Source organism: Mesorhizobium sp. LNJC405B00, from assembly GCF_000502615.1.
Taxonomy (GTDB): Bacteria; Pseudomonadota; Alphaproteobacteria; order Rhizobiales; family Rhizobiaceae; genus Mesorhizobium.
Map to the genome: position 1 here is coordinate 446,841 of NZ_AYWC01000001.1, position 24,018 is coordinate 470,858.

Annotated in this window: 25 protein-coding genes and 1 pseudogene; 13 read left to right on the forward strand and 13 right to left on the reverse strand. The window is 63.9% G+C overall.

The genetic code is table 11. The features are described 5' to 3' along the window. Positions 1-104 precede the first annotated feature (104 nt). From X756_RS162970 to X756_RS162960, 3 genes are read right to left on the reverse strand one after another with little or no spacing between them, the layout of a single operon-like run. Positions 105-1,142 (reverse strand): zinc-binding dehydrogenase, encoded by a 1,038-nt coding sequence (locus tag X756_RS162970; RefSeq protein WP_023728437.1) that lies wholly within the window; start codon positions 1,140-1,142, stop codon positions 105-107. A gap of 11 nt (positions 1,143-1,153) precedes the next feature. Then, positions 1,154-1,456: a zinc-binding dehydrogenase gene (locus tag X756_RS1000000169235; RefSeq protein ID WP_084558271.1), complete on the reverse strand. Its 303-nt coding sequence runs from the start codon at positions 1,454-1,456 to the stop codon at positions 1,154-1,156. After that, positions 1,359-2,597: an acyl-CoA dehydrogenase family protein gene (locus X756_RS162960; RefSeq protein ID WP_023686451.1), complete on the reverse strand. Its 1,239-nt coding sequence runs from the start codon at positions 2,595-2,597 to the stop codon at positions 1,359-1,361. Before X756_RS162960 ends, X756_RS1000000169235 begins: the two co-directional genes overlap by 98 nt. A gap of 126 nt (positions 2,598-2,723) precedes the next feature. Between X756_RS162960 and X756_RS162955 the strand changes: the two genes are divergently transcribed. Genes X756_RS162955 through X756_RS162945 form a run of 3 tightly spaced genes read left to right on the forward strand, consistent with a single transcriptional unit; the run spans position 2,724 to position 5,079 of the window. Continuing rightward, positions 2,724-3,539, forward strand: coding sequence for an SDR family oxidoreductase (locus X756_RS162955; protein WP_023695624.1), 816 nt, complete (start codon positions 2,724-2,726; stop codon positions 3,537-3,539). Beyond that, positions 3,536-4,051, forward strand: coding sequence for a MaoC family dehydratase (locus X756_RS162950; protein ID WP_280790513.1), 516 nt, complete (start codon positions 3,536-3,538; stop codon positions 4,049-4,051). The genes X756_RS162955 and X756_RS162950 overlap by 4 nt, the downstream gene beginning before the upstream one ends. Beyond that, positions 4,048-5,079, forward strand: coding sequence for a phosphotransferase family protein (locus tag X756_RS162945; RefSeq protein ID WP_023728438.1), 1,032 nt, complete (start codon positions 4,048-4,050; stop codon positions 5,077-5,079). The genes X756_RS162950 and X756_RS162945 overlap by 4 nt, the downstream gene beginning before the upstream one ends. Positions 5,080-5,329: 250 nt before the next feature. Here the strand turns inward: X756_RS162945 and X756_RS162940 are convergent, their stop codons facing one another. Continuing rightward, entirely contained in the window at positions 5,330-6,031 is a 702-nt protein-coding gene (locus X756_RS162940) for a hypothetical protein (RefSeq protein WP_023691850.1), read from the reverse strand. A gap of 247 nt (positions 6,032-6,278) precedes the next feature. Here X756_RS162940 and X756_RS162935 point away from each other — a divergent pair, with 247 nt between their 5' ends. Together X756_RS162935 and X756_RS162930 are read left to right on the forward strand one after the other, a co-directional pair. Beyond that, complete coding sequence (locus tag X756_RS162935) at positions 6,279-6,923, forward strand: TetR/AcrR family transcriptional regulator (protein WP_023671149.1); 645 nt, start codon at positions 6,279-6,281, stop codon at positions 6,921-6,923. A 186-nt stretch (positions 6,924-7,109) separates the two neighbouring features. Further along, positions 7,110-7,343: a DUF680 domain-containing protein gene (locus tag X756_RS162930; RefSeq protein WP_023671148.1), complete on the forward strand. Its 234-nt coding sequence runs from the start codon at positions 7,110-7,112 to the stop codon at positions 7,341-7,343. A gap of 140 nt (positions 7,344-7,483) precedes the next feature. On the opposite strand, the gene X756_RS162925 is transcribed toward X756_RS162930, so the two are convergent. The 6 genes and pseudogenes from X756_RS162925 to X756_RS162905 all read right to left on the reverse strand — a co-directional run bounded on the left by X756_RS162925 (position 7,484) and on the right by X756_RS162905 (position 13,409). After that, positions 7,484-7,714, reverse strand: coding sequence for a hypothetical protein (locus X756_RS162925; RefSeq protein ID WP_023691851.1), 231 nt, complete (start codon positions 7,712-7,714; stop codon positions 7,484-7,486). A gap of 52 nt (positions 7,715-7,766) precedes the next feature. Next, positions 7,767-8,351 carry a sarcosine oxidase subunit gamma gene (locus tag X756_RS162920; RefSeq protein ID WP_023691852.1) on the reverse strand — a complete coding sequence of 195 codons (585 nt, stop codon included), beginning with the start codon at positions 8,349-8,351 and terminating at the stop codon, positions 7,767-7,769. Continuing rightward, positions 8,344-11,413: pseudogene (locus tag X756_RS01000000165100) on the reverse strand (sarcosine oxidase subunit alpha). Before X756_RS01000000165100 ends, X756_RS162920 begins: the two are co-directional and overlap by 8 nt. After that, positions 11,410-11,721, reverse strand: coding sequence for a sarcosine oxidase subunit delta (locus tag X756_RS162915; protein WP_023683197.1), 312 nt, complete (start codon positions 11,719-11,721; stop codon positions 11,410-11,412). The pseudogene X756_RS01000000165100 and the gene X756_RS162915 overlap by 4 nt, the downstream one beginning before the upstream one ends. Before the next feature lie 12 nt (positions 11,722-11,733). After that, the gene (locus tag X756_RS162910) at positions 11,734-12,156 is read right to left on the reverse strand and encodes a hypothetical protein (RefSeq protein WP_023686459.1); all 423 of its coding nucleotides are present in this window, start codon (positions 12,154-12,156) and stop codon (positions 11,734-11,736) included. After that, positions 12,156-13,409 carry a sarcosine oxidase subunit beta gene (locus X756_RS162905; RefSeq protein ID WP_023683196.1) on the reverse strand — a complete coding sequence of 418 codons (1,254 nt, stop codon included), beginning with the start codon at positions 13,407-13,409 and terminating at the stop codon, positions 12,156-12,158. Before X756_RS162905 ends, X756_RS162910 begins: the two co-directional genes overlap by 1 nt. 203 nt (positions 13,410-13,612) lie before the next feature. Between X756_RS162905 and X756_RS162900 the strand changes: the two genes are divergently transcribed. The 8 genes from X756_RS162900 (at position 13,613) to X756_RS162865 (ending at position 19,809) form a co-directional block, all read left to right on the forward strand. Further along, entirely contained in the window at positions 13,613-13,981 is a 369-nt protein-coding gene (locus tag X756_RS162900) for a YrdB family protein (protein WP_023671141.1), read from the forward strand. A 134-nt stretch (positions 13,982-14,115) separates the two neighbouring features. Then, entirely contained in the window at positions 14,116-14,874 is a 759-nt protein-coding gene (locus X756_RS162895; RefSeq protein WP_023671140.1) for an SDR family oxidoreductase, read from the forward strand. A 105-nt stretch (positions 14,875-14,979) separates the two neighbouring features. Beyond that, positions 14,980-15,366: an SET domain-containing protein-lysine N-methyltransferase gene (locus X756_RS162890; RefSeq protein ID WP_023671139.1), complete on the forward strand. Its 387-nt coding sequence runs from the start codon at positions 14,980-14,982 to the stop codon at positions 15,364-15,366. A gap of 176 nt (positions 15,367-15,542) precedes the next feature. Further along, positions 15,543-15,821 (forward strand): 30S ribosomal protein S21, encoded by a 279-nt coding sequence (rpsU, locus tag X756_RS162885; protein WP_023671138.1) that lies wholly within the window; start codon positions 15,543-15,545, stop codon positions 15,819-15,821. A gap of 202 nt (positions 15,822-16,023) precedes the next feature. Then, positions 16,024-16,878, forward strand: coding sequence for a tetratricopeptide repeat protein (locus X756_RS162880; RefSeq protein ID WP_023714058.1), 855 nt, complete (start codon positions 16,024-16,026; stop codon positions 16,876-16,878). A gap of 258 nt (positions 16,879-17,136) precedes the next feature. Beyond that, positions 17,137-17,610 carry a DUF992 domain-containing protein gene (locus tag X756_RS162875; protein WP_023671136.1) on the forward strand — a complete coding sequence of 158 codons (474 nt, stop codon included), beginning with the start codon at positions 17,137-17,139 and terminating at the stop codon, positions 17,608-17,610. Between the two features lie 89 nt (positions 17,611-17,699). Then, positions 17,700-18,179: a DUF992 domain-containing protein gene (locus X756_RS162870; RefSeq protein WP_023683192.1), complete on the forward strand. Its 480-nt coding sequence runs from the start codon at positions 17,700-17,702 to the stop codon at positions 18,177-18,179. A 193-nt stretch (positions 18,180-18,372) separates the two neighbouring features. After that, entirely contained in the window at positions 18,373-19,809 is a 1,437-nt protein-coding gene (locus X756_RS162865) for an MFS transporter (RefSeq protein WP_023728439.1), read from the forward strand. A gap of 120 nt (positions 19,810-19,929) precedes the next feature. Here the strand turns inward: X756_RS162865 and coaBC are convergent, their stop codons facing one another. The 3 genes from coaBC to ubiE form a co-directional block, all read right to left on the reverse strand. After that, entirely contained in the window at positions 19,930-21,396 is a 1,467-nt protein-coding gene (coaBC, locus tag X756_RS162860) for a bifunctional phosphopantothenoylcysteine decarboxylase/phosphopantothenate--cysteine ligase CoaBC (RefSeq protein ID WP_023728440.1), read from the reverse strand. A gap of 67 nt (positions 21,397-21,463) precedes the next feature. After that, a complete protein-coding gene (locus tag X756_RS1000000169665) occupies positions 21,464-23,188 on the reverse strand; it encodes an AarF/UbiB family protein (protein ID WP_023728441.1) in 1,725 nt (574 codons plus the stop codon). A gap of 31 nt (positions 23,189-23,219) precedes the next feature. Next, positions 23,220-23,996 carry a bifunctional demethylmenaquinone methyltransferase/2-methoxy-6-polyprenyl-1,4-benzoquinol methylase UbiE gene (gene ubiE / locus X756_RS162855; RefSeq protein WP_023728442.1) on the reverse strand — a complete coding sequence of 259 codons (777 nt, stop codon included), beginning with the start codon at positions 23,994-23,996 and terminating at the stop codon, positions 23,220-23,222. Positions 23,997-24,018 lie beyond the last annotated feature (22 nt).

Here is a 24,018-nt window from a genome sequence, read left to right on the forward strand (position 1 = left end):
CCAGCGCTCCCGCGAATAACAGAGGTGGAGCCAAGACCCCCACCCCGACGAACGAGCAAAATTGCTCTTTCGTCGACCCTCCCCACAAGGGGGAGGGTAGAAAGTCACGGCCTAATAAACACCTTCCCGCTCGGCTTGGCCAGCTCCGCCGGGGCCTTCGCCATCGCCTCATCCAGCGGTAGCACCGCCGTCACGTCGGTTGACCAGCGCCCATCCGAAAAGCGCTTCTGTGCTTCCATGATCGCCGGGCCGCGCTTGTCGCGGAACTGGCGCATCCATTCGACCAGCCAGAAGCCTTCAATGTGCTTTTGTTGGAAGATCATCTGGCCGGGCTCACGGATGACAGTGGTGTCCGGATCGAGCCGTCCATAGATGATCCAGCGCGAGCGCTTCGGCATGGCGTCGAAGACCGCCGAGGCCACCGGCCCGGTCACGGCATCGAGGAAGATGCGCGGCTGCTCGGCCTTGACCACATCGCGTAGTGCTGCCTTGAAATCCGGCGCCTTCTCGTTGAGCACATGGGCAGCCCCGATCTCCTTCAACAGCGGAATCTGCTCGTCGCGGCGCACGGTGACGATCGGCCGGAACCCAGCCTCCTTGGCGAGACCCGCGATCAGCTTGCAAAGCTGGCTGGCGCCGGCGGTCATGATGAAGGCTTTTTCGCCCGTCTGCTTGACGATGTCGAACATGGCGAGCGCCGTGAGCGGGTTGACGATCATCGCCGCGCCATCCTCGTCGCGGACCGTGTCGAGCAGCGGAATGCAGCCGGCAGCTTCGGCAACTGCATAGTCCGCCCACGCGCCCCAATTGGTGACGCCGGTGGTGAAGGCGATGCGCTTGCCGATCAGGCTTTTCGCATAGGGCTCGTCGCCGCTGGCAACGACCGTGCCGACACCCTCGAAGCCGGCCGGCTGGCCCTTGGCGCGCGGCTGACCGTACTGGCCCTTGATGAACATGACGTCGGACGGGTTGATCGAGGCGAGGCTGACCTTGATCAGCACCTGGCTCGGTCCGGGCGTCGGCACGCCGATGCTGCCCAGCGTGAGATACGGCTCCATCGCCTCCAGCACGCTGCCGGAGGGCGTCCTGGTGTAGCCGTCGCCGATCAGCAGCAGTGCTCTCATGTCTGAAGGTATCGCCATGGCGGGGCTCCTTAACGTTTGAGGATGAGCTTGCCGGATGCGCCACGGCCAAGCACGCGCGTCAGCACGGCGGCGGCATCGGCCAGCGGATAAGTGCCTTCGATGACCGGCCAAACCTTGCCGGCGAGATGCCAGCCGACCAGTTCCTTCAGATTGTCGGCATGGACGAGCTGGCCGAGCGGCGCGAAATCGCGGGCGATAATGGCCTTCATCCGCTCAGACCTTTTCCTGCGTGTATTTCCTGAGCTCCGTACGCGCCACCTGCCGGCGGTGCACGGCGTCCGGCCCGTCGGCGAGGCGCAGGGTTCGCAGATGCGTCCATGAGCGTGCCAGCGGCGTGTCCTGGCTGATGCCTTGCGCCCCGAACATCTGCACGGCCTCGTCGGTGACCTTGAGCGCGACGCGCGGTGCGATGACCTTGATCTGGCTGATCCAGGGCGCGGCTGCGCGCGCATCGCCTTGGTCGATCATCCACGCCGCCTTGAGGCAGAGCAGCCGCGCCATCTCGATCTCCATGCGGCATTCGGCGATGATGTCGAAATTGGCGCCGAGCTTGGCCAAGGGCTGGCCGAAGGCCTCGCGGCGCACCGAGCGCTGGCACAGCAGCTCCAGCGCCATTTCGGCCTGGCCGATGGCGCGCATGCAATGGTGGATGCGGCCGGGGCCAAGCCGCCCCTGGGCGATCTCGAACCCCCTGCCCTCGCCGAGGATCAGGTTTCCGGCCGGCACCCTGACATTGTCGAAGCGAAGATGCATGTGGCCATGCGGCGCGTCGTCGTCGCCATAGACCTGCATCGGCCGCAGCTTGGTCACGCCCTTGGTGCCGGACGGCACCAGGATCATCGAATGGCGGCGGTGCTGCGTCTCGGCTTCGCCGGTGCGAACCATGACAATGTAGATGGCGCAGCGCGGGTCCCCGGCCCCCGACGCCCACCATTTCTCGCCGTTGAGTACATAGTCGCCGCCTTGCTTTTCGCAGCGCATGGCGATGTTGGTGGCGTCGGAGGAGGCGACATCCGGCTCCGTCATCAGATAGGCCGAGCGGATTTTCCCCTCGAGCAGCGGCGCCAGCCATGCCTGCTTGTGGTCCTCCGAGCCATAGCGCTCCAGCACCTCCATATTGCCGGTGTCGGGCGCTGAGCAATTGAAGGTCTCCGCGCCGAGATGCGCCTTGCCCATCTCCTCGGCCAGATAGGCATATTCGACGGTTGACAGCCCATAGCCGCGCTCGGAGCCGGTCAGCCAGAAATTCCACAGGCCGCGATCCTTGGCCGTTTTCTTCAACCCTTCGAGGATTTCGGTCTGCCGCGCGGTATAGACCCAGCGGTCGCCGCCCTTGCCGACCTCGCTCAAAAACTCATGATCGAGCGGCATGATCTCGTCGCGCACCATAGCGGCGACGCGGGCGTGGATCGGCTTCAGCCGCTCGGTCATGCCGAGATTGATGTCCGCCATCGGTCTCCAACCCTTTCACGCATCCAGGCACTTTACCCGTGGCAAGGATGACCGTACTTCGGTTAGCCTTGTCAACGCGAGCCCTTTCGCCCCGGACCGTGAGCAGAAAGGCGCGGAGGAATTGCGATGAGCTATCTGGAAGAACTGTTCTCAGTCGCGGGTAAGACCGCGCTGGTAACGGGAGCCGCGACCGGCATCGGCCGCATGGTTGCGACCGCTTTGGTCCAGGCCGGCGCTACCGTGATGATCGCCTCGCGCAAGGGCAAGGATTGCATCAAGGTCGCCGCTGAGTTGAACGGGCTCGGCGGCTCCGGCAGTGCCGAAGGTTTCGCCGGTGACGTCTCGAGCGAAGCCGGCATTGCCGCGCTGGTCAGCGAGGTCAAGGCGCGCACCGAGAAGCTGCACATTCTGGTCAACAATGCCGGCATATCCTGGGGTGCCTCCCTGGAGGATTTTCCCTATAGCGGCTGGGCCAAGGTGTTCGCCGTCAACGTCACCGCCGTCTTCCATCTGACGCGCGAATTGCTGCCGCTGCTGGAAGCCGCCGCGAGCGATGCCGATCCGGCCCGCGTCATCAATCTGGGCTCGGTGATGGGCACGCAGCCGCTGGCCGACGACGCCTATTCCTATACCGCGTCCAAAGGCGCCGTTCACCACCTGACGCGCACGCTGGCGATCGAGCTCGCGGCGCGGCGCATCACCGTCAACGCCTTCGCGCCCGGCCCCTTCCAGAGCCGGATGACCGCCTTTGCCACCGGCACCGAAGAAAAGGCCAGACATGTCGGCAGCCATGTGCCGATCGGACGTATCGGCGTGGCGGATGACATCGGCGGCGCAACGCTCTATTTGTGCAGCCGCGCCGGCTCCTATGTCACCGGCGCCATCCTGCCGATCGACGGCGGGCAGTCGGTGCAGCATGGGCTGACACTGTTCAAGGAATGAGCCGCGGTCGGCGGCAAGGGGAGGACACCGCAGTGGAACCGATCAGTCTCGATGTGCTTCTGGCCAGCGTCGGCAAGGAAGTCGGCGTCTCGCCATGGCGCGAGGTCACACAGACCATGATCGACCAGTTCGCCGACGCCACCGACGACCACCAGTTCATCCATTGCGACCCCGAGCGGGCCAAAAACGAGACGCCGTTCGGCGGCACCATCGCGCATGGCTTCCTGTCGTTGTCGCTGCTCTCGGCGATGACCTTCGAGACCATGCCGCCGCTGGAAAAGGGCAAGATGGGCGTCAACCACGGTTTCGATTCGCTGCGCTTCCTGGCGCCGGTGAAGACCGGCGCGCGCATCCGCACCCGCTTCGTGCTGGCCGACGTCAAGGTCAGGCCGTCGGGCTGGGTGCAGACGGCGCATGACGTGACCATCGAGATCGAAGGCTCGAAGAAGCCGGCGCTGACCGCGCGCTGGCTGACGCTGACGCTGATCGAGCGTGAGCCGGAGACCGCATGAGCGACGCCAATACGCTCGACCAGACAGCGCTAGCCCCTTACCTCGAGGCGCACATCCCTGGTTTTGCACGGCTTTCCGCAATCGAAAAATTCAAATCCGGCCAGTCGAACCCGACCTATCTGCTGACCGCGGCCAGCGGCCGCTATGTCCTGCGCGCCAAGCCGCCGGGCCAGTTGCTGAAATCGGCGCATCAGGTCGACCGCGAATTCACGGTCATGAAGGCGCTGGCCGGCACCGCCGTGCCGGTGCCGGCGATGCTGCATCTGTCGGCGGAGGCGACGCCGATCGGCCGCATGTTCTACGTCATGGATTTTCTCGACGGCCGCATCTTCTGGGATCCGGCAGTGCCGGAGGCCGCTGGCAACGATGAGCGCGCCGCCCTCTACGATGCCATGAACGCCACCCTGGCCGCCCTGCACGACGTCGATGTCGAGGCGGTCGGGCTCGGCGATTTCGGCAAACCCGGCAATTACTTCGAACGCCAGCTGGCACGCTGGACCAGCCAGTACCGCGCCTCGGAGACCGGCACGGTCGCCGACATGGACCTGCTGATCGCGTGGCTGGAGACGCATATTCCGGCCGATGACGGCCGAAAATCTCTCGTGCATGGCGACTACCGGCTGGACAACATGATCTTCGCGCACAATGAGCCGAAAGTGCTGGCCGTGCTCGACTGGGAACTGTCGACACTCGGCGATCCCTTCGCCGACATCGCCTATCAATGCATGCAATGGCGCCTGCCGCACGCCTCGGGCTTTCGCGGTCTTGGCGGCGTCGACCGCGCCGCCCTCGGCCTTCCTTCCGAGGACGCGTACGTCGCCGCCTATTGCCGGCGGCGCGGGCTGGGCGGCATCGACAATTGGAGCTTCTTCCTCGCCTTCTCCTTCTTCCGCTTGGCGGCCATCTGTCAGGGCGTCTACAAACGGGCGCTCGACGGCAACGCCTCCAATCCCGAAAAGGCCAGGACCTATGGCGAAGCGGTGAAGCTGCTGTCGCACCTTGCCGCCAAGCTGATCGACCGAACCTGAGTAGACAATGAGATAGTGTGGTCGGCGCGATTTGATGACAGATCGGATCAGTTCCGTTCCCCGACCGGGGAGCAAGCCCACACGGAGGCGGTGGCAACCGGCCTGGAAACAGGACGCAAACCGATCACCGTCTGTAGACAGAGCATGATGCCGAAAAGTGTGAAGCGGTTTTCGGACGACATCATGCTCTATCTATTTGATTTAGAGCCGGATTCAGATTCAGGTCAATTCGACCTGAAATCATCCGGCTCTAGCGCGCATCGCTGGAAATGAACTTCATGTGCCGGCTGACTTGCAGGGCGATGTAGACGACCAGCGAGCATCCGATCGGAAACACGATCTCAATGAGGCCGGTGGCGACAGCCTGCGGCAATGCCAGCGCAATGTCCTTGGCTGCGGCGGTCTCGATCGTCAGCGCCGTGATCCCGCCGCCGAACACCGCGCCGGCCAAGGCACCCGCCAGCATGAAATGCAGCGAGCGAGGTTTTTCCTTGGATGCCAGCGAAGCCAGCATCCAGCCCAGCAAGCCATACTCGATCGCCCGCAACATACCGAGCGTGGTGAGCGACAGGATCACGGGCTTTGCCGATACATCAAGCGCGCTCACCATCACCTTTTGCGTACCTTTGGCGATGCCCATGGCCAGCGGCCCCGAGATCATGGCGATAAGGCCGCCAAGCGAGGCTCGCACCTTGGTGATCGCCGTGCCGAGGCTGACGCCGGCGCAGACGAAGAATGACCAGGTCACGCCTTGCGCCAAGTCTATCAGAACCTGGGTCGGGGCCGGGTGCGAACCTGCCGCAAATCCGGCAGTCAGAATAAGCGCTTCCATGGCGAAGCCGATTGCGATCGCCAGCCATGCGACTATCACGACTCGCCTGAGCGCCAGCCTTGCGCCATGAGAAAGTGGATGTGCGCCCGGCAGCCCGGACGAAAGCTCTATCGCAGCCATAGAGGCCCCCGAAAACCGAAATTTCTCGCAGAGCCGCCAAATAGGCTTTGTTTGTAACAGTCCGATGTTGCCTGCGTGCGCCCAGGTTACACATGCTGTGACATAGATGCCGGCGAAATGGACCAGACGGGCACGACTATTCGAGAGAAAGCTTGAGGTCGCTTTTTGATGTCCCTGACAGCGCCCTTGCCCGTTTCCGTACAGCGTATATATTCAGTCATGCACAACCAACCAAAGGCACCGGATCTTGCCACTGAGCGTTCAGAAACGCCGCGAGAAACAAAAGGCCGAACTGCGTTCCGAACTGCTCGACGCAGCCCACAAGCTCGTCAAGGAAGAGGGCTATGAAGGCCTGACCATCCGCAAGTTGGCCAAGCGGGTCGGCTATGCTCCGATGTCGGTCTATTCCTACTTCGCCGACAAGCAAGACATCCTGTTTGCGCTGGCCGAGGATGCCTTCGAAACACTTGCCCGCCGCATCGAGGAGCATCCTTCCGACGATCCGATCGAGGCCTTGCGTGCGGTGATGACCGAATATGCCGCCTTCGGGCTCGGCAACCCCAACGAATACCGCACCGTGTTCATGACCGAAAAGACCAAGCTGCCGGAAGGCAGAAGCTATGAGGACATGGAAGAGGCCAACCCGGCGATGAAAGCGCTGATATCCAGGGTCGAGGCCTGCGTTGCTGCAGGCAAGCTGCAGGGCGATCCGCGCGCCATCGCCACCATGCTTTGGGCAGTCGGCCACGGCACCATCTCGCTTTTGATCACGTTCCCGTTCTACCCCTTCGGGGATCCGCAGGCTTTCGTGACGCGGATGTGCGATTTCACACTCGCCACGCTCAGCACTCAGAATGTGCCGCCGCTGACCGAGACCCCGGTCGACTGCTGAGCATCCCCGCCCCTCCAATTCAACGTCCGGCCTGACAGCTTCGGCTGTGTCAGTGCGCCGCAATTTTCGGCATTCAAAAAAATTTGTCGTACGCGTACGCTTTTCGACTTGAAAACCCATCTCGGTGGGCGTATGTGTACGTTGTATCGTACATGTACGAAAAGAATTTAACCGATGGAGACAGACATGAACAAGACCCTTCTCGCTCTCGCCACCGTGCTGGCTCTCTCCGGCTCGGCTTTCGCCGCCAACAACACACACTCGACCAAGCAGGCCCCCGCCGCCACCTGCGTCGACACCACGACCAATGCCAAGCTCGATTGCGCCGTGACCGGCTCGGTCGAAAAGTCCGACGTCAAGGCCAAGAGCCCGCGTCTCGGCATCGAGATCAACCCATGGATCGTGCCGAGCACGTTCTAAGTTGATCGGGCTCGACCACAGCACAACGATTAATTTAAGGGCGGCAGGATAATCCCGGCCGCCCGTTTTTTCCTCAGCGCCCCCATTTCCTCAGCGCAAGCCGGCTTTTCCTGAGTTCAAACCTGGCGTAGCCGAACGGGTTATTTCTTGCGCGGTTTGCGACCCGGCACCGTCTTGGCCTTGCCGGGTCTTGCCGGCGCGCCTGGGATGGCGGTCGAGGTGATCGACACCGGATCGCTGGCCGGAAACGTGTCCTCGAGGCCTTCCTCGAGTTCCTCTTCTTCGGCAGTCACCTCGTGATGCTGCTCATGTTCGAGTGAGCGCACGGCGGACGTCTTGCCAGCTGACTTCGGCGGCGCTTTCGACGGCATCGTATGTTCTCCCTGATGGGGGAAGCAGAACGGCTTGACCCGTCAAACGTTCCTACGCCGCCGCGTCGCTGGCTGCTTCCGACAGGAAAGTAAAGACATAGTCCGAGAAGGAACGCCAGCACTCGACCCGGAAAGCGTCGGCTGCCGTGCGCAACAGCAGGATTTCGCACTTGCCGAGAATGGTGCGCGACGCCGCGCCCACCGGAAAAGCCTCGAGCGACAAATCCTGCGGGCAGCCTGCATTGATCGCGGCGGCAGCCGCCGGGCCGGTGACGGCGAAGGCGACGTTGCGGTGCGAGATGCCGACCGCCGAATGCAATGCGGCAACCCCAGCACGATCGGCCAGCGGATCCTTGCCAGCCTCATCGATAACCAGCCACTCGTCAGGGCCAAGCCACAGCGCCGTGCGCCCTGTCTTCGACGCCGAAGTTTTCGGCTGCTTCGGCAAGGTCAGGCCGAGCGCCTTCGACAGCGCCGCGACGGAAGCCTCCGGCGCGCGCAGCGACATGCGCTCCGCCGGCGGCAGCACCTCGACCTTGACATCCGTTGCGGAAACGACGCGTTCAGCCAGGGCCGGGCGGCGCTCGACCGACGGCGCTGCAGCTGGGGCCGTCTTCTTTGCAGCAGCCTTAGCCATTGAGGCGCCCTCCCGTCTCGTCGAAGAACACCATGCCGGTAACCTCCACTTCGATCATCCCGTTCGGCATCGGCACATAGAGCGGGTCGCCCATCCGGTCGCGCCCGCCGGCAACCAGCGCCAGCGCGATCGAGCGACCGCAATTTTCCGACCAGTAGCTGGATGTGACGTGACCGATCATCTTCATCGGGATCGCCTGCTTCGGGTCGGCGACGATCTGCGCGCCTTCCTCAAGCACCACTTTCGGGTCCTTGGTCTTCAAGCCGACCAGCTGCTTGCGGCCCTTGGCGACCAGATCGGGCCGCGTCAGGCCGCGAATGCCGACGAAATCGGTCTTCTTCTTGCCGACCGCCCAGTCGAGCCCGGCATCGTTCGGCGTCACCGTACCGTCCGTGTCCTGCCCGACGATGATGTAGCCCTTTTCGGCGCGCAGCACGTGCATCGCCTCGGTGCCGTAGGCAGTCGCGCCATGCTTTNCCGACGATGATGTAGCCCTTTTCGGCGCGCAGCACGTGCATCGCCTCGGTGCCGTAGGCAGTCGCGCCATGCTTTTGGCCCTCGGCCCACAGCGCTTCCCAGACGGCCTGGCCGTGATCGGCCGGCACGTTGACTTCAAAACCGCGCTCGCCGGTGAACGACATGCGAAACAGCCTGGTCGGCACGCCGCAGATCTTGCCTTCGCGCACCGACATATGCGGCAGCGCCTCGTCCGACATGTCGACGCCTTCGACCAGCGGTGCAATGATGTCGCGCGACTTCGGCCCCTGCACGGCGATGACCGCCCATTGTTCGGTGATCGACGTCAGCCAGACATTGAGATGCGGGAACTCGGTCTGGAGATAGTCCTCCATGTGGTTCATGACGCGCGGCGCGCCGCCGGTTGTCGTCGTCACATGGAAACGATCCGGCGCCAGTCGGCCGACGACGCCGTCATCATAGATGAAGCCGTCCTCGCGCAGCATGATGCCATAGCGGCAGCGGCCGCGTTCCAGCTTCTCCCATGGATTGGTGTAGAGCAGTTCCATGAACCTGGCCGCATCCGGTCCGACCACTTCGATCTTGCCCAGCGTCGAGGCATCGAACAGGCCGGCATTGCTGCGCACAGCGACGCATTCGCGGTCGACCGCCTTGTGCATGTCCTCGCCGGGTTTGGGGAAATACCAGGCGCGCTTCCACTGGCCGACATCCTCGAACACCGCGCCTTGAGCTTCCGCCCAGGGATGGATCGCGGTCTTGCGTGTCGGGTCGAACAGCGGACCGCGCGAATGGCTGACGATCGCGCCGAAAGTGACAGGCGTATAGGGTGCGCGGAACGTGGTCAGCCCGACCTCGGGGATCGGCTTGCCCAGCGTCTCGGCGGCAATCGCCAGGCCGTGCATGTTGGAGGTCTTGCCCTGGTCGGTCGCCATGCCGTTGGTGGTGAAGCGCTTGACGTGCTCGATCGAGCGCATGCCTTCATGCACCGCCTGGCGGATGTCCTTGGCGGTGACGTCGTTCTGGAAATCGACGAAGGCCTTGACCGTCTTGTCCGGCCCGGCGCCGGGCGCCGCGCCCAGCATGCCGCGCGACCAGCTTTCCGACGCGTCGACCTTCGGCTTAACGCCCTTGGCCACTTTGCCGCCCGCATCCTTCGCCGCCTTGGCGCCGGCCGCATAGGCTTCGTCGATCGACGCCGAGAGCCCATCCGTACCGTTGCAGGCGCCGACCGAAACGCAGTCCTGCGCATAGATGCCCGGCACGAAGCGCTTGGTCTCGTCATTGAAGGCGACCTTACCGCGCGACTGTGAGAACAAATGCACCGACGGCGTCCAGCCGGCCGACATCAGGATGGCGTCGACCGGAATGGTGCGCTCGCCGCCCCCATTCTTCGGCTGCACCGTCATCGAGGTCACGCGCAACTTGCCGCCGGCGCGGATCACCGCGCGGCCGAAATTGACCTCGATCCCGAGCGCCCTCGCCTCGTCGATCACAGGTCCGGTCGGATGGTCGCGCAGGTCAACGATCGCCGCCACGTTGACGCCGGCCTTCTTCAGGTCGATCGCGGCGGAGTAGGCCGAGTCATTGGCGGTGTAGACGCCGACATTTTTGCCGACCGCGACACCGTACTGGTTGAGATAAGTCCGCGCCGCCGAGGCCAGCATGATGCCGGGCCGGTCATTGTCGGCAAACACCATATGGCGTTCGATGGCGCCGGTCGCCAGCACCACGCGCTTGGCGCGTACCTGCCATAGGCGCTCGCGCGGCAAATCGTGGCCGGGGTTTTGCAGATGGTCGCTGACCCGCTCGACCAGGCCGACGAAATTCTGCGCGTAATAGCCGAACGCCGTCGTGCGCGAGAGCACACGGACATTGTCCATGGCGGCAAGCTTGGCTACCGCTGCTTGCGCCCAGCCAAAGCCGTCATGGCCGTCTATCCTGGCGCCGCTCTCGAAACGCAGGCTGCCGCCGAAGCCGGCCTGCTCGTCGACGAGGATGACACGCGCGCCGGTTTCGGCAGCGGCAAGCGCTGCCGCGATGCCGGCCGCACCGCCGCCCAGCACCAGCACGTCGCAATGCGCATAGCGCGAGGAATAATGGTCGGGATCTGGCTTGTCGGGCGAAACGCCGAGACCCGCCGCGGCGCGGATCTTCGGCTCGTAGAGACTCTTCCAGGCCGCCTTCGGCCACATGAAGGTCTTGTAGTAGAAACCGGCCGAAAACAGCGGCGATGCCAGATCGTTGACCGCGCCGACGTCGAAGGCGAGCGACGGCCAGCGGTTTTGCGAGTTGGCGACGAGCCCGTCATAGAGCTCCTGCACCGTGGCGCGGATGTTGGGCGCCTTGCGTGCCGCGTCGCGCTTGACCTCGACCAGCGCATTTGGCTCTTCCGCTCCGGCCGACAGGAAGCCGCGCGGACGGTGATACTTGAACGAACGTCCCACCAGATGCACGCCATTGGCAAGCAGCGCCGAGGCCAGCGTGTCGCCTTCGATGCCGGTGTAAGACTGGCCGTCGAAAGAGAACCGCGCGGTCTTGGCCTGGCTGAGACGGCCGGCGCTCGGAATGCGGAACGCGCCGCTCATTTGGAAGCCATTTCGTTGGAGTTTTTGGGCAGCTTGGACGGTTTCGGCTCGCCGGCTTTGTAAGTCATGACGAACTTGTCGGTGACGGTGTCGCGCACCGCGTTGAAGAAACGCGCGCAGCCATGGATGTGGCGCCAGCGCTCATAGATGATGCCCTTGGGGTTCGAGCGGATGAAGAAGAACTTTTCGAAGTCGTCGTCGCTCTCGCCCGCCATGTTGGCCGAACGCGCAATATGCGCCTCGCCGGCGTTACGGAACTCGAGCTCCGGGCGCTCTTCCTCGCAATAGGGGCAGCGGATGAGAAGCATTATCGTTCGTTCCTACAATTCGCCGTGGCCGACATGCGCGCCGGCCGGTTGGTTGCAAAGCCTCTGGCCCATCGCCGCAAAAGGCGCGACGAGCCGAATGCGCTCCTCCACGCTTGCGGCGGGGCGAAACAGCTCGCGATACGCCATGTTGCCGATCGTGAGCTGAAACGGATCGGTCGTCACGATGACGCTGCGCGCATCGAATGTGTCGTCCTCGCCGAGATCGGAGGGCCTGTTCTCCATGAAGATGACCACCTTCTGGCCACCGCTCCACACGCATGCCAGAATGCCGGCGTCGATCGAAAACGGCCAATTGGCTTCGTTGCCGGCGCGGCTGATCGGCTGCGTCCGCACCTCGTCCGGTGACGGAAAATGGAACAGGTCCTGCTCCCCCGCCAGCACCAGCGGCACCGCTACAGCCAGTTCCACCATCATCAGTGCGCCACCGCCGCCGCTGCTGCCTCGTCGATGAGGCGCCCGGTGCGGAAGCGCTCGATGGTGAAGGGCGCGTTGATCGGATGCGGATCGTCCTTGGCAATCGTGTGGGCAAAGACATGGCCTGAGCCGGGCGTTGCCTTGAAGCCGCCCGTGCCCCAGCCGCAATTGACGTAGAGGCCGGGCACCGGCGTCTTGGCCAGGATCGGCGAACGGTCGGGCGTCACGTCGACGATGCCGCCCCACGAGCGCAGCATCTTCATGCGGGTGAAGATCGGGAACATCTCGCAGATGGCGTCGAGCGTGTGCTGCAGGATATGCAGGCCGCCGGTCTGCGAATAGGAGACATACTGGTCGGTGCCGGCGCCGATCACCAGCTCGCCCTTGTCGGACTGCGAGATATAAGCGTGCACCGTGTTCGACATAACCACGCACGGCACCACCGGCTTGACCGGCTCCGACACCAGCGCCTGCAGCGGATAGCTTTCCAGCGGCATGCGCACGCCGGCCATGTTCATGATCACCGAGGAGTGGCCTGCAGCCACCACGCCGACCTTCTTGGCGCCGATGAAGCCGCGCGTCGTGTCGACGCCCATGACCGCGCCATTGGCCGCCCGCTTGACGCCGGTGACCTCGCAATTCTGGATGATGTGCACGCCGCGCGCCGAAGCGCCGCGCGCATAGCCCCAGGCCACCGCATCGTGACGCGCCGTGCCGCCTCGCCGCTGCAAGGCGGCGCCGACGACGGGATAGCGCGCCTGCCTGGAAATGTTGAGCGGCGGGCAGAATTCCTTCGCCTGCTCAGGCGTCAGCCATTCATTGTCGATGCCGTTGAGACGGTTGGCATGGACATGGCGCTTCAGCACCTGGATGTCGTGCACATTGTGCGCCAGCATCATGACGCCGCGCGCCGAATACATGACGTTGTAGTTGAGTTCCTGGGAGAGCCCATCCCACAGCTTCAGCGCATGGTCGTAAATGCCGGCGCTCTCGTCGTAGAGGTAGTTGGAGCGGATGATGGTGGTGTTGCGACCGGTGTTGCCGCCGCCTAGCCAGCCCTTTTCCAGCACCGCGACATTGGTGATGCCGTGCACGGTGGCGAGATAGTAGGCGGTGGCCAGGCCATGACCGCCGGCGCCGACGATGATGACGTCATATTCCTTCTTCGGCTCCGGCGAGGACCATTGTTCCTCCCAGCCCTTGTGGCCGCGCATGGCCTCGCGGGCGATGGCGAATACCGAATATTTTTTCAACGTTCCAGCCTCGCAAAATGGCGATGGGGTATTTTACGCAGCCCCGGCGCGCGAGGTGTATCACTAGCGAAACGGCGCTTCCACCCTTGCGCTGTTTGCGACGGCGCTTGCCGTTTTGCGCCGCGGTGGAAAAGACCTGCCCGGGCTGGCAGGCATGGCTGCGTTCGGACACACTGGCGATCGCGAGACTCTGGAGGACGAATATGGGCAACGCCTGGTGGAATCTGACCTTGCGTTTCCTGCTGGAACTTGCCGCCTTGCTTGGCCTCGGCTTTGCCGGCTGGAGCCTCTCCGGCGGATGGTGGCGCTGGCTCTTCGCCTTGGCCTTGCCGTTCATTGCAGCTGCGCTGTGGGGAACCTTCGCGGTGCGCGGCGATCCGAGCCGGTCCGGACGCGCGCCGGTTCCTGTACCAGGCGCAGTCAGGCTGGTGCTTGAACTGGCCATCCTGTTTGGCGGTGCAGCCGGATTCTATGCCGCCGGTCACACGACTACGGGCGTTGTCATCACGCTGCTCATCGCCATCAGCTACGCATTTTCGCTCGATCGCCTCGGCTGGCTGCTGAAGCAATAGTCCGGCGCGCGGCGCTTGTGCCGCTGCGAAGCCATTCAGCAAGTCGAGCACGTATCGGGTGGCTAGCACCGTCCCGAACTGCGATCAACATCCCGGTTGCCGGCACAGCCGGCGCGATGAAAGGATGTAAAAAAATGTTCGCACTCACCAATAAAATAGCGATCGTCACCGGCGCCAGTTCCGGCATCGGCCGCGCCACCGCAAAACTCTTCGCCGAAGAAGGCGCCAGGGTCGTCATCGCCGCCCGCCGCCAGGCCGAACTCGATGCGCTGGTCGTCGAAATCGAGGACGCCGACGGCACGGCAGTCGCGCTTGCCGGCGATGTCCGCGACGAAGCCTATGCAAAAGCCCTCGTCGATCTCGCCGTCGAAAAATTCGGCGGGCTCGATATCGCCTTCAACAATGTCGGCTCCGTCGGAACGATGGGTCCGATTTCGGAACTGTCGCTGGACGGATGGCGCGAGACGCTCGACGCCAATCTGACCAGCGCCTTTCTCGGCGCGAAATACCAGGTGCCGGCGATGGTCGAACGCGGCGGCGGATCGCTGATCTTCACCTCGACCTTCGTCGGTCACACAGTCGGCATGCCGGGCATGACCAGCTATGCCGCGAGCAAGGCCGGACTGATCGGCCTGACGCAGGTACTGGCCGCCGAATACGGCCCCAGGGGCGTGCGGGTCAACGCGCTGATGCCGGGTGGCACCGACACCCCGTCGGCAACATTCAAGACGCCGGAATCACGCGCTTTCGTGGAAAACCTGCATGCCTTGAAACGTGTCGCTGTGCCTGAAGAGATCGCCCGCGCTGCGCTCTTCCTGGCATCGGATGCGTCGAGCTTCACCACAGGATCGGCGCTGTTTGCCGATGGCGGCGTCTCGATCACCCGGACGTGAAGCATTTCGCGGGTCATCGCCCGCGCCGATCAGCCATAGAACCCGAAACCGGACTTGCTTTTTCCACGCGATTTGGCGATTCGGTTTCGGGTGAGGAGGACGGACATGCTGCTGATCAGGACCTATGTCGCCCAGAGCGCAATCGAAGGCGTCGGCGTGTTCGCCGCCGAGCCGATCAGGAAGGGCGCCTCGATATGGCGGCTCGATCCGGATTTCGACCGGCTGATCCCGATGGACAAATACGAGGCGGCGCCGCCGCACCTCAAGGAATTGCTCGACCGCTATGCCTATCCGAGCCCCGACCGTCCCGGCTTCATGGTCTATGAAGTCGATAATGGCCGCTTCATGAACCACGCCGAGCGGCCGAACACGGATTTTTCGCAATATGGCGGCGCCACCGCCACTCGAGATATATCAGCCGGCGAGGAAATTACCTGCGATTACGGCGAATTCTTCGAGGATTTCGCACGGCTCCATCTGGCCAGCGCCTAGTTGGCGCCCTATCTCGGGGCTGCCGTGGCAAATTGGCGGTTGTCCTTCATTTTCAGTGTGGACAGCGCGGCCTGATTCTGCTATCAGCCGCCACAATTCGTGGTGTAAAGCGCCGCGGAGGCATGTGGCTATGGCCACTTGCCTGTTGATATCAAACCCGAAAGACAGGATTGCCCGTGCAGGTACTCGTCCGCGACAATAACGTTGATCAGGCGCTTCGCGCTCTCAAGAAGAAGATGCAGCGCGAAGGCATTTTCCGCGAAATGAAGATGCGCGGCCATTACGAGAAGCCTTCCGAGAAGCGCGCCCGTGAAAAGGCCGAAGCCGTTCGCCGCGCCCGCAAGCTGGCCCGCAAGCGCGCCCAGCGCGAAGGCCTGCTGCCGATGACGCCGCGCCCGGTTGCTGCCGGCGCCGCCGGTGGTCCTGGTGGTGCTCCGCGTCCGCCGCGGTTCTGACGCCAATTTTTCGTCCTTTTCGAAGGATACTCTGAGGTGGCGCGATGCGGAATCGCCGCCACCTTTTTGTTTGGAGCGCGCCATTCTGTTGGAGGCCGTTCCCTTGAACGCGCAAACGGCGTTCTAGATTTTGTTACGACAATCTGTGACCCGGCCCGGAGGGGGACCTGGACGGCGCGGCTGAAGTGAGGACAGGGCAGACATGAACGCAATCGGCGTAGAGCGCAGAACCACAATGCGCGGTTTGGCCCTGGCGGCAGCCCTGATGTCCGGCCTGGTGCTGGCCGGTTGCCAGAGCGTTCCGACCGGCGAATTCAACAACATTGACAAGGCGCAAGGCTCGAGCGAGAACATCTCCTCGCTGTCGGCGGTGATCCAGCGCAATCCGCAGGATCCGGAAGGCTACAATGTGCGCGGCTCGGCCTATGGCCGTGGCGGCCAGTATCAGGCGGCGCTGAAGGATTTCGACACCGCCATCCAGCTCAACCCGAATTTCTACCAGGCCTATTCGAACCGGGCGCTGATCCAGCGCTTCCTCGGCAACCAGGCGGCCGCCCTTGCCGACTACAACCGCTCAATCCAGATCAATGCAAATTATGACGCCGCCTATATCGGCCGCGGCAACCTCTATCGCAAGGCCGGCCAGACCCAGCAGGCCTTCAACGATTTCCAGAAGGCGATCCAGCTCGACACCACGGATGCCCGTGCCTACCACAATCGCGGCCTGATCTATCAGAGCCAAGGCCAGCACAAGTTTGCCATCGAGGATTTCTCGACCGCCATCTCGCTGGCGCCGGACGCCGCCGAACCCTACAACGGCCGCGGCCTCTCCTATCTCGCCATGAATGACGAGGACAACGCCTTCTCCGACTTCAACATGGCCATCAAGCTCGACGGCAAGAACGCCGAAGCCTGGTCCAACCAGGCGCTGATCTACGAGCGCCGCGGCGACAAGGTCAAGGCCTCGAAGGCCTACCGCGAAGCCGTCCATCTCGACCCGACCTACCAGCCGGCCAAGGACGGCCTGTCGCGCACATCGGGCGCCACGGCCGGCTGAGATGCGGCCGGCGCGCCGCCATCGGCGGCCTTTTATACAACGTTCCATTCCTGATGCAGTGCGCCGCGTGAGCGGTTTCTCCCAAGGGAAAGCGCAGAGCCCTTCCCCTAGGGATTGCGTATCCAGAAAACCCCACTATCACCCAATCTTAACCACCGGGGGCAAAGCGCTAACCCCTGCCTTGATCGCGCCAAGTTTTCAGCGGAACGCTCCGGGCCATTCAACCGTTGTTGAAGGCATTTTCGAAAGGACTGACCCATGATCAAGAAAATCATCTGTGCCGCGGCACTTGCCACGACGCTGCTTGCCGTTCCCGCCAGCGCCGGCAAGCTTCAGCTCGGCACGCTCGATTGCACCATCGACGGCGGCGTCGGTTACGTCATCACGTCGAACAAGGGCGTCGACTGCACGTTCCGCCCTTATCACCATGGGCCGTCCGAGAAATACACGGGGATGATCTCCAAGCTCGGGGTCGATCTCGGCCAGACGCATCAGGGCCAGCTGGTGTGGGCGGTTCTGGCCGCCACCCGCGGCCATGACGAGGGCGACCTTGCCGGCCATTATTACGGCGTCAACGCCGAGGCGAGCGTGGTGACCGGCGGCGGCGCCAATCTGCTGGTCGGCGGGCTCGACGGCGCCTTTGTGCTGGAGCCGCTCAGCGTCCAGGCGCAGACCGGCGTCAATGTAGCGGTCGCCGTGACCTCCCTGGAGCTGATCCACTCGTTCAAATAAGCATCGGCAAATAAGTATCGACTGATCCCTCTACGCGCGGCGCGGAACAGGTTACTGTTTCGCGCCGCATGCTTTTTGGGGGATCCGCCGTGCTGAAACCAGCCATCGCCGCCGCTATCACCATCATCTGTACCGCCCAGGCCCAGGCGCAAGACCAGGGCATCGAACTCGGTGTGCTCGATTGCGCCATCGGCGGCGGCACCGGGTTCATCTTCGGCTCCAGCAAGGATCTGAGCTGCACCTTCACGCCGGCCGACAAGAGCTTTTCGCCGGAAGCCTATTTCGGCGCCGTCAACAAATACGGGCTCGACATCGGCACCACCAAGCAGACCGTCATGCAATGGCTGGTGCTGACGCCGCTGAGGAACATCTATGCGCCCGGCGCGTTGGCCGGCGACTATATCGGGGCCAGCGCCGAAGTGACGGCGGCGGTCGGCGCCGGCGCCAATCTCCTGGTCGGCGGCTCCTCGCAGGCCTTCACCCTGCAGCCGCTCAGCCTGCAGACGCAGACCGGTATCAACATTGCCATCGGCGTCAGCCAGTTTCAGCTGCGCAGCATTGAGAACTGACCGGCGCATCAAGCGGAGAGGCTTCCGGCCAATCTCGACCGTTTGCACTTCGATAAAAAGCCACTTGAGCTCAACTGCGCTTGAGGTTTTACAACTCGCCTGACTGAAACAGCGCGCATGGCCCCGCCGGAAAGCCCGACTGGCTTCTGGCGCCATGCGCCGGCATCGAGATATGCAAAGGCAGGGTAAAAGAATGACTGAAATCACCAGCAACAAGGTCGACTGGCGGGCATTGTGGGCAAGCGGCGACCTCGCGCGCTTCTGCTTCATCAGCCTCGGCATCCTGCTGCACGCCACCAACGAGACGATGGTGGCGACGGTCATGCCGGCCATGGTCGGGGACCTCGCCGGTGTGCAGTTCGTCGGCTGGTCGCTGGCCGTCTACGAGCTCGGCGCCATTGTCGCCGGCGCTGCGGCGGGGCGGCTGGTCAGCTATGTCGCTCTACGCTCCAACGTCACGGTCGCCGCCCTGCTCTATGCCGTGGGCGCCCTGATCTGCGCCACCGCGCCGTCCATGCCGGTGTTTCTTGCCGGCCGTCTGGTCGAGGGGCTCGGCGGCGGTGCGCTGGTGTCGCTGGCCTTCGTCTCGGTCGAGCGGCTGTTTAACCGCAACATCTGGCCACAGCTGTTCGGCATAATGTCGGCGATCTGGGGCGTCGCCGCGTTCAGCGGCCCGATGCTCGGCGCGATCATGGTCGAGCTCCTGTCCTGGCGCTGGGCCTTCGGCGTCTTCGTGCTGGGTGGCATCGCCATGGCATCGGCAAGCTTCATCGTCCTGAACACGCCGGAAGCGACGAAGCCGCAAGCCGCCGCCGGCACCTCGCCGCCCTTCCCCTATGCAGCACTTGGCTGCCTCGCCATCGCCGTCGTGCTGATCGCCACCGCAGGCGTCGACGTCGCCTTGCTGCGCTCGTCGCTGCTGCTGGCCCTCGGCCTCGCCGGCCTGGCGCTGTTCGTTTTCGTCGACGCCATGAAGCCGCAATCGCGACTGTTCCCGTCGGGCCTGTTCTCATGGCGCTCGCCGGTCGGCAGCGGCATGAGCATGGTTGCCGCCTTCTCGGTGGCGACAGTCTCTTTTTCCATCTACGGGCCGCTTCTGCTTACCACGCTGCACGGCATCCCGATCCTGACCACAGGCTACATCATCGCCGCCGAATCGATCGCCTGGTCGATCCTGTCGATCGCCGTCGCCAATGCGCCGCTGCAGCGCGAACGGCAGATCCTCGTCATCGGCGCGCTGATGATTGCAGCCGGCCTCGCCGGTTTCGCCTATGCCATCCCCGCCGGCTCGATCCCGGTGATCCTGCTCTGCGCTTTGTTGCAAGGCGGTGGCTTCGGCGTGTCATGGCCCTTCCTGACCCGCATCATCGTCGCCTCGGCCCGCGACGGCGAGCAGACGATCGCCTCGGCCGCCGTGCCGACCATGCAGCGCATCGGCTACGCCGTGGGCGCCGCCATGGCCGGCATCATCGCCAATGCCAGCGGCTTTGCGGACGGACTGAACCGCGAGGCAGCAGCGCACGTCGCCGGCTGGCTGTACCTGGCCTTCGTGCCACTCGGCATTGTCGGTTGCCTGGCGGCGTTGAAGATGGCTTTGGAGGCACGCCGGCCGCAACTGGCGCCAGGCTGAGGGCACGGCCGATCGAGAATTTGGCGACAGCATTCCGCCGGCGCTGTCGGCGTCAAATGCCCTCGGCCACAAGGCTGCTTGCAAGACCATGGCCTGCCCGATTGCAGAACCGGCGGCCGCTCAGGCTTGCAAACGCTCGGCGATGAACGCGGCGAGCCGCGCCGCCACCTCGCCCTTGCCCATCTCAGGCCATTCCTCGACACCGTCCTTCGAGACGATGCGCACCTTGTTGCGGTCGCCGCCCATGACGCCGGTGGGGCCGACGCCGCTTTCATGCGAGACATCGTTGGCGACAATGAAATCGGCGCGCTTCTTCTTCAGCTTGGCCTCGGCATTCGCAATCAGGTCCTGCGTCTCGGCGGCGAAGCCGACAACCAGCCCCGGCCGTTGCCGGTGATGACCGACGCCGGCGAGAATGTCGGGGTTTTCGACCATTTGCAGCGCCGGTGGGCCCTGGCCCGCCACCTTCTTGATCTTCTCGCCGGCCGTGCCAGCGGTGCGCCAGTCGGCGACGGCAGCTACGAAGACCGCGGCGTCCGCCGGCAACAACTGTTCGACGGCGGCCTTCATCTCGGCCGCGGTCTCGACATGTGTCGTCACAACGCCGGCCGGATCGGCAATGCTGACCGGACCGGAGATCAGGCGTACATCCGCGCCCAGTCTTGCCAGCGCTGCCGCAATCGCATGGCCCTGCTTGCCCGAAGAGCGGTTGGCGATGTAGCGCACCGGGTCGATCGGCTCATGCGTCGGCCCCGAGGTGACGATGATCCTGCGGCCGGCCAGCGGCTTCGGCCTGCTGTCGAGCAGTGCCTCGATCACTGCCACGATCTCCAGCGGCTCGGCCATGCGGCCCTCGCCCGCCTCGTTGCTTTCCGCCATCTCGCCCTTGGCCGGGCCGACGAAGGCGATGCCATCCTTGGCGAGCGTCGCCCGGTTGCGGCTCGTCGCGGCATGCGACCACATTTTCGGGTTCATCGCCGGCGCCATCAGCACCTTCTTGTCGGTGGCGAGCAGCACCGTCGAGGCCAGATCGTTGGCATGGCCGTTGGCGAGCTTGGCCATCAGATCGGCAGTGGCCGGCGCCACCACCAGAAGGTCGGCCTCGCGCGACAGTCGGATATGGCCGACATCGTGCTCGTCATTGCGGTCGAACAGTTCGGTGAAGACATGGTCGGCCGAAAGCGCGCCGACCGAAAGCGTGGTGACGAACTCCTGCGCCGCCGATGTCATCACGACGCGCACCGCCGCACCGCGCTCGCGCAGCCGGCGGATCAGGTCCAGCGCCTTGTAGGCGGCGATGCCGCCGCCGATGATCAGCAGGATGCGCTTGCCGTCGAGGGTTTTGTGCGTTTTTGTGGATTGACCACGCTGGGGCAGATCGATGTCAAAACCTCCATGAGGCTCAACCAAGCGGCGGATTGTTGCATGGAGGGTTTCGCTCTCGGGCATGCCGGCTTCCGCCGACAGCACGCTTTTGGCAAGCGCATCACGCGCCTCTTCCTCCATCGACACCCCGCGCGCCGCAGCGCGCTCACGCAATTTCTGCTTCACGTCGTCAGCTAGATTGCGGACAGTAATGGTGCCCATGACTTGCTCCGCGACATCAATAGTGCGACTGCAACGCTAGCACCACAATTGCTAGCGTTGCAAGCGATCAGAGCAACTTCCACGCGATGTAAACCAGCGTCAGCGCGATCACCCATAACGCCAGCCGGCCCGAGCGGGTGTAACGGGCTTCGGCCTTGCCGATGGCGCGCGATGTCGCCTCGTCGAAGCGGAGGCCGTGCTCCGCCATAAAATCGATCTCGCGTGACAGCCGCTCGGTGCGAGCGGCAAGGTCCGGCGCTTGGCGGGCGAGCGCCAGCAGCGCCTTGGCGCCGTCGCGCGCGTCCATCAGCAGGCCGCTCGGCCCGAGATTGCCGGCGATCCACTGGCCGACCACCGGCTCGGCCGTCTTCCACATGTTGAAGGCCGGGTCGAGCGTACGCGCGACGCCCTCCACCACCACCATGGTCTTCTGCAACAGGATCAGTTCCGACCGCGTGGCCATATCGAAAAGTTCGGTGACCTCGAAGAGCAGTGTCAAAAGCTTGGCCATCGAAATGGTCTCGGCCGGCTGGCCGTGGATCGGCTCGCCGATGGCGCGGATCGCCTGCGCGAAAGCCGCGACATTGTGCTGGCGCGGCACGTAGCCGGCCTCGAAATGCACCTCGGCGACGCGCAGATAGTCGCGCGTGATGAAGCCGTAGAGGATTTCGGCGAGGAACCGGCGCTCCTTCTTGCCGAGCCGTCCGGCANTCGCCTGCGCGAAAGCCGCGACATTGTGCTGGCGCGGCACGTAGCCGGCCTCGAAATGCACCTCGGCGACGCGCAAATAGTCGCGGGTGATGAAGCCGTAGAGGATTTCGGCGAGGAACCGGCGCTCCTTCTTGCCGAGCCGTCCGGCAATGCCGAGATCGACGGCGACGATATTGCCATTGGCCTCGACGAACAGATTGCCTGGATGCATGTCGGCATGGAAGAAGCCGTCGCGCAGCGTGTGACGCAGGAACGACTGGATCAGGTTGGTGGCGATCGCCTTCAGATCGTGCCCCGCCGCCGCGAGGCCGGCGATGTCGTTCATCTTGACGCCGTCGACCCATTCCATGGTCAGCACATCGCGCCCGGTGCGCTCCCAGTCGACCGACGGCACGCGGAAGCCCGGATCGTCCTTGGTGTTTTCGCCCAGTTCCGAAAGTGCGGCCGCCTCGAGGCGAAGATCCATCTCGATCTTGGTGGTCTGCGCCAGCGTCTCGGTCACCTCGACCGGCCGCAGCCGGCGCGACGACGGGATGTATTTCTCCTGCAGCCGGGCGGCGAGGAAATAGCTTTCGAGATCCTGAAAGAAGCGGCGGCGCACGCCAGGCCGGATCACCTTCACCGCCACCTTGGTATCGACACCGTCATGCATGGCCTGCGCGGGATGGACCTGGGCGATGGAGGCCGCCGCGACCGGCCCGCCGAACTGCGTATAGAGTTCGCCGATCTTGCGCCCGAGCGAGCCCTCGATCGCCGCCACCGCTTCCGCCTGCGAAAAAGTGTGCATCTTGTCCTGCAGCATGGCGAGGTCGAGCGCCATGTCGTTGCCGACGACATCGGGCCGCGTCGCCAGGAACTGGCCGAGCTTGACATAAGAGGGTCCGAGCCGGACCACCGCCTTGGCCAGCCGGTCGCTGCGCTCATAAGCGAGCGCGCGGCGGCGGGTGAACAGCCGGGCCATGCGCCAGCCGAATTTCGGCAGGCCGCTGAGTTCGTCCCCCGGCAATGCTGCGATCACGCCCTCGCGGACCAGCACCCAGCCGGCCCGCGCGAGCCGAAAGGCGGCGCCGACGCTGCTCATCGTCTACCCTGCTGCTGCAAACTGTCCGGCCTCAAAGCTTCCAGCCCGAATGAAGCGCTGCGATGCCGCCGGAATAGTTGCGGAACGACACGCGCTCGAAGCCGGCGCGGGTGATCATGGCAGCAAAATTCTGTTGGTTGGGAAATTTGCGGATCGATTCGACCAGATAGGAATAGGGCTCGCCGTCGCCCGTCACCATCTTGCCGATCTGCGGAATGGCGTTGAACGACCAGGCTTCGTAGACCTTGTCGAGCAGCGGCATCTCGACCTCGGAAAACTCCAGGCACAGGAACCGTCCGCCGGGCTTCAGCACGCGAAAGGCTTCCGTCAGCGCGACATCGATGCGCGGCACGTTGCGGATGCCGAATGCGATGGTGTAGGCGTCGAAGGTGCTATCGGTGAAAGGCAGTTCCTCGGCATTGGCCTCGACGAAATCGGTATTCCCGGACCGGCCCTTCTTTTCTGCCCGGTCGCGGCCGACGCTGAGCATCGAGCCGTTGACGTCGAGCACCGTGGCATGCGTGTTGCCATGGCTGGCGTCGACGATGCGGAAGGCGATGTCGCCGGTGCCGCCCGCCACGTCGAGCACTTTCCAGCCCGGACGTTTCGGCGGATTGAGCCATGTCACCATGGCATCCTTCCACAGCCGGTGCAGCCCGGCCGACATCAGGTCGTTCATCAGGTCGTAGCGGTTCGCCACCTTGTGGAAAACCTCATTGACCAGAGGCTGCTTGTCGCCTGGCCCTACCTTCTTGAAACCATAGGAGGTTTCCATGCCGCCCGCGGCCGTGGTTCTCTCAACTGACATTATTTTGATCCGTCATAAAACC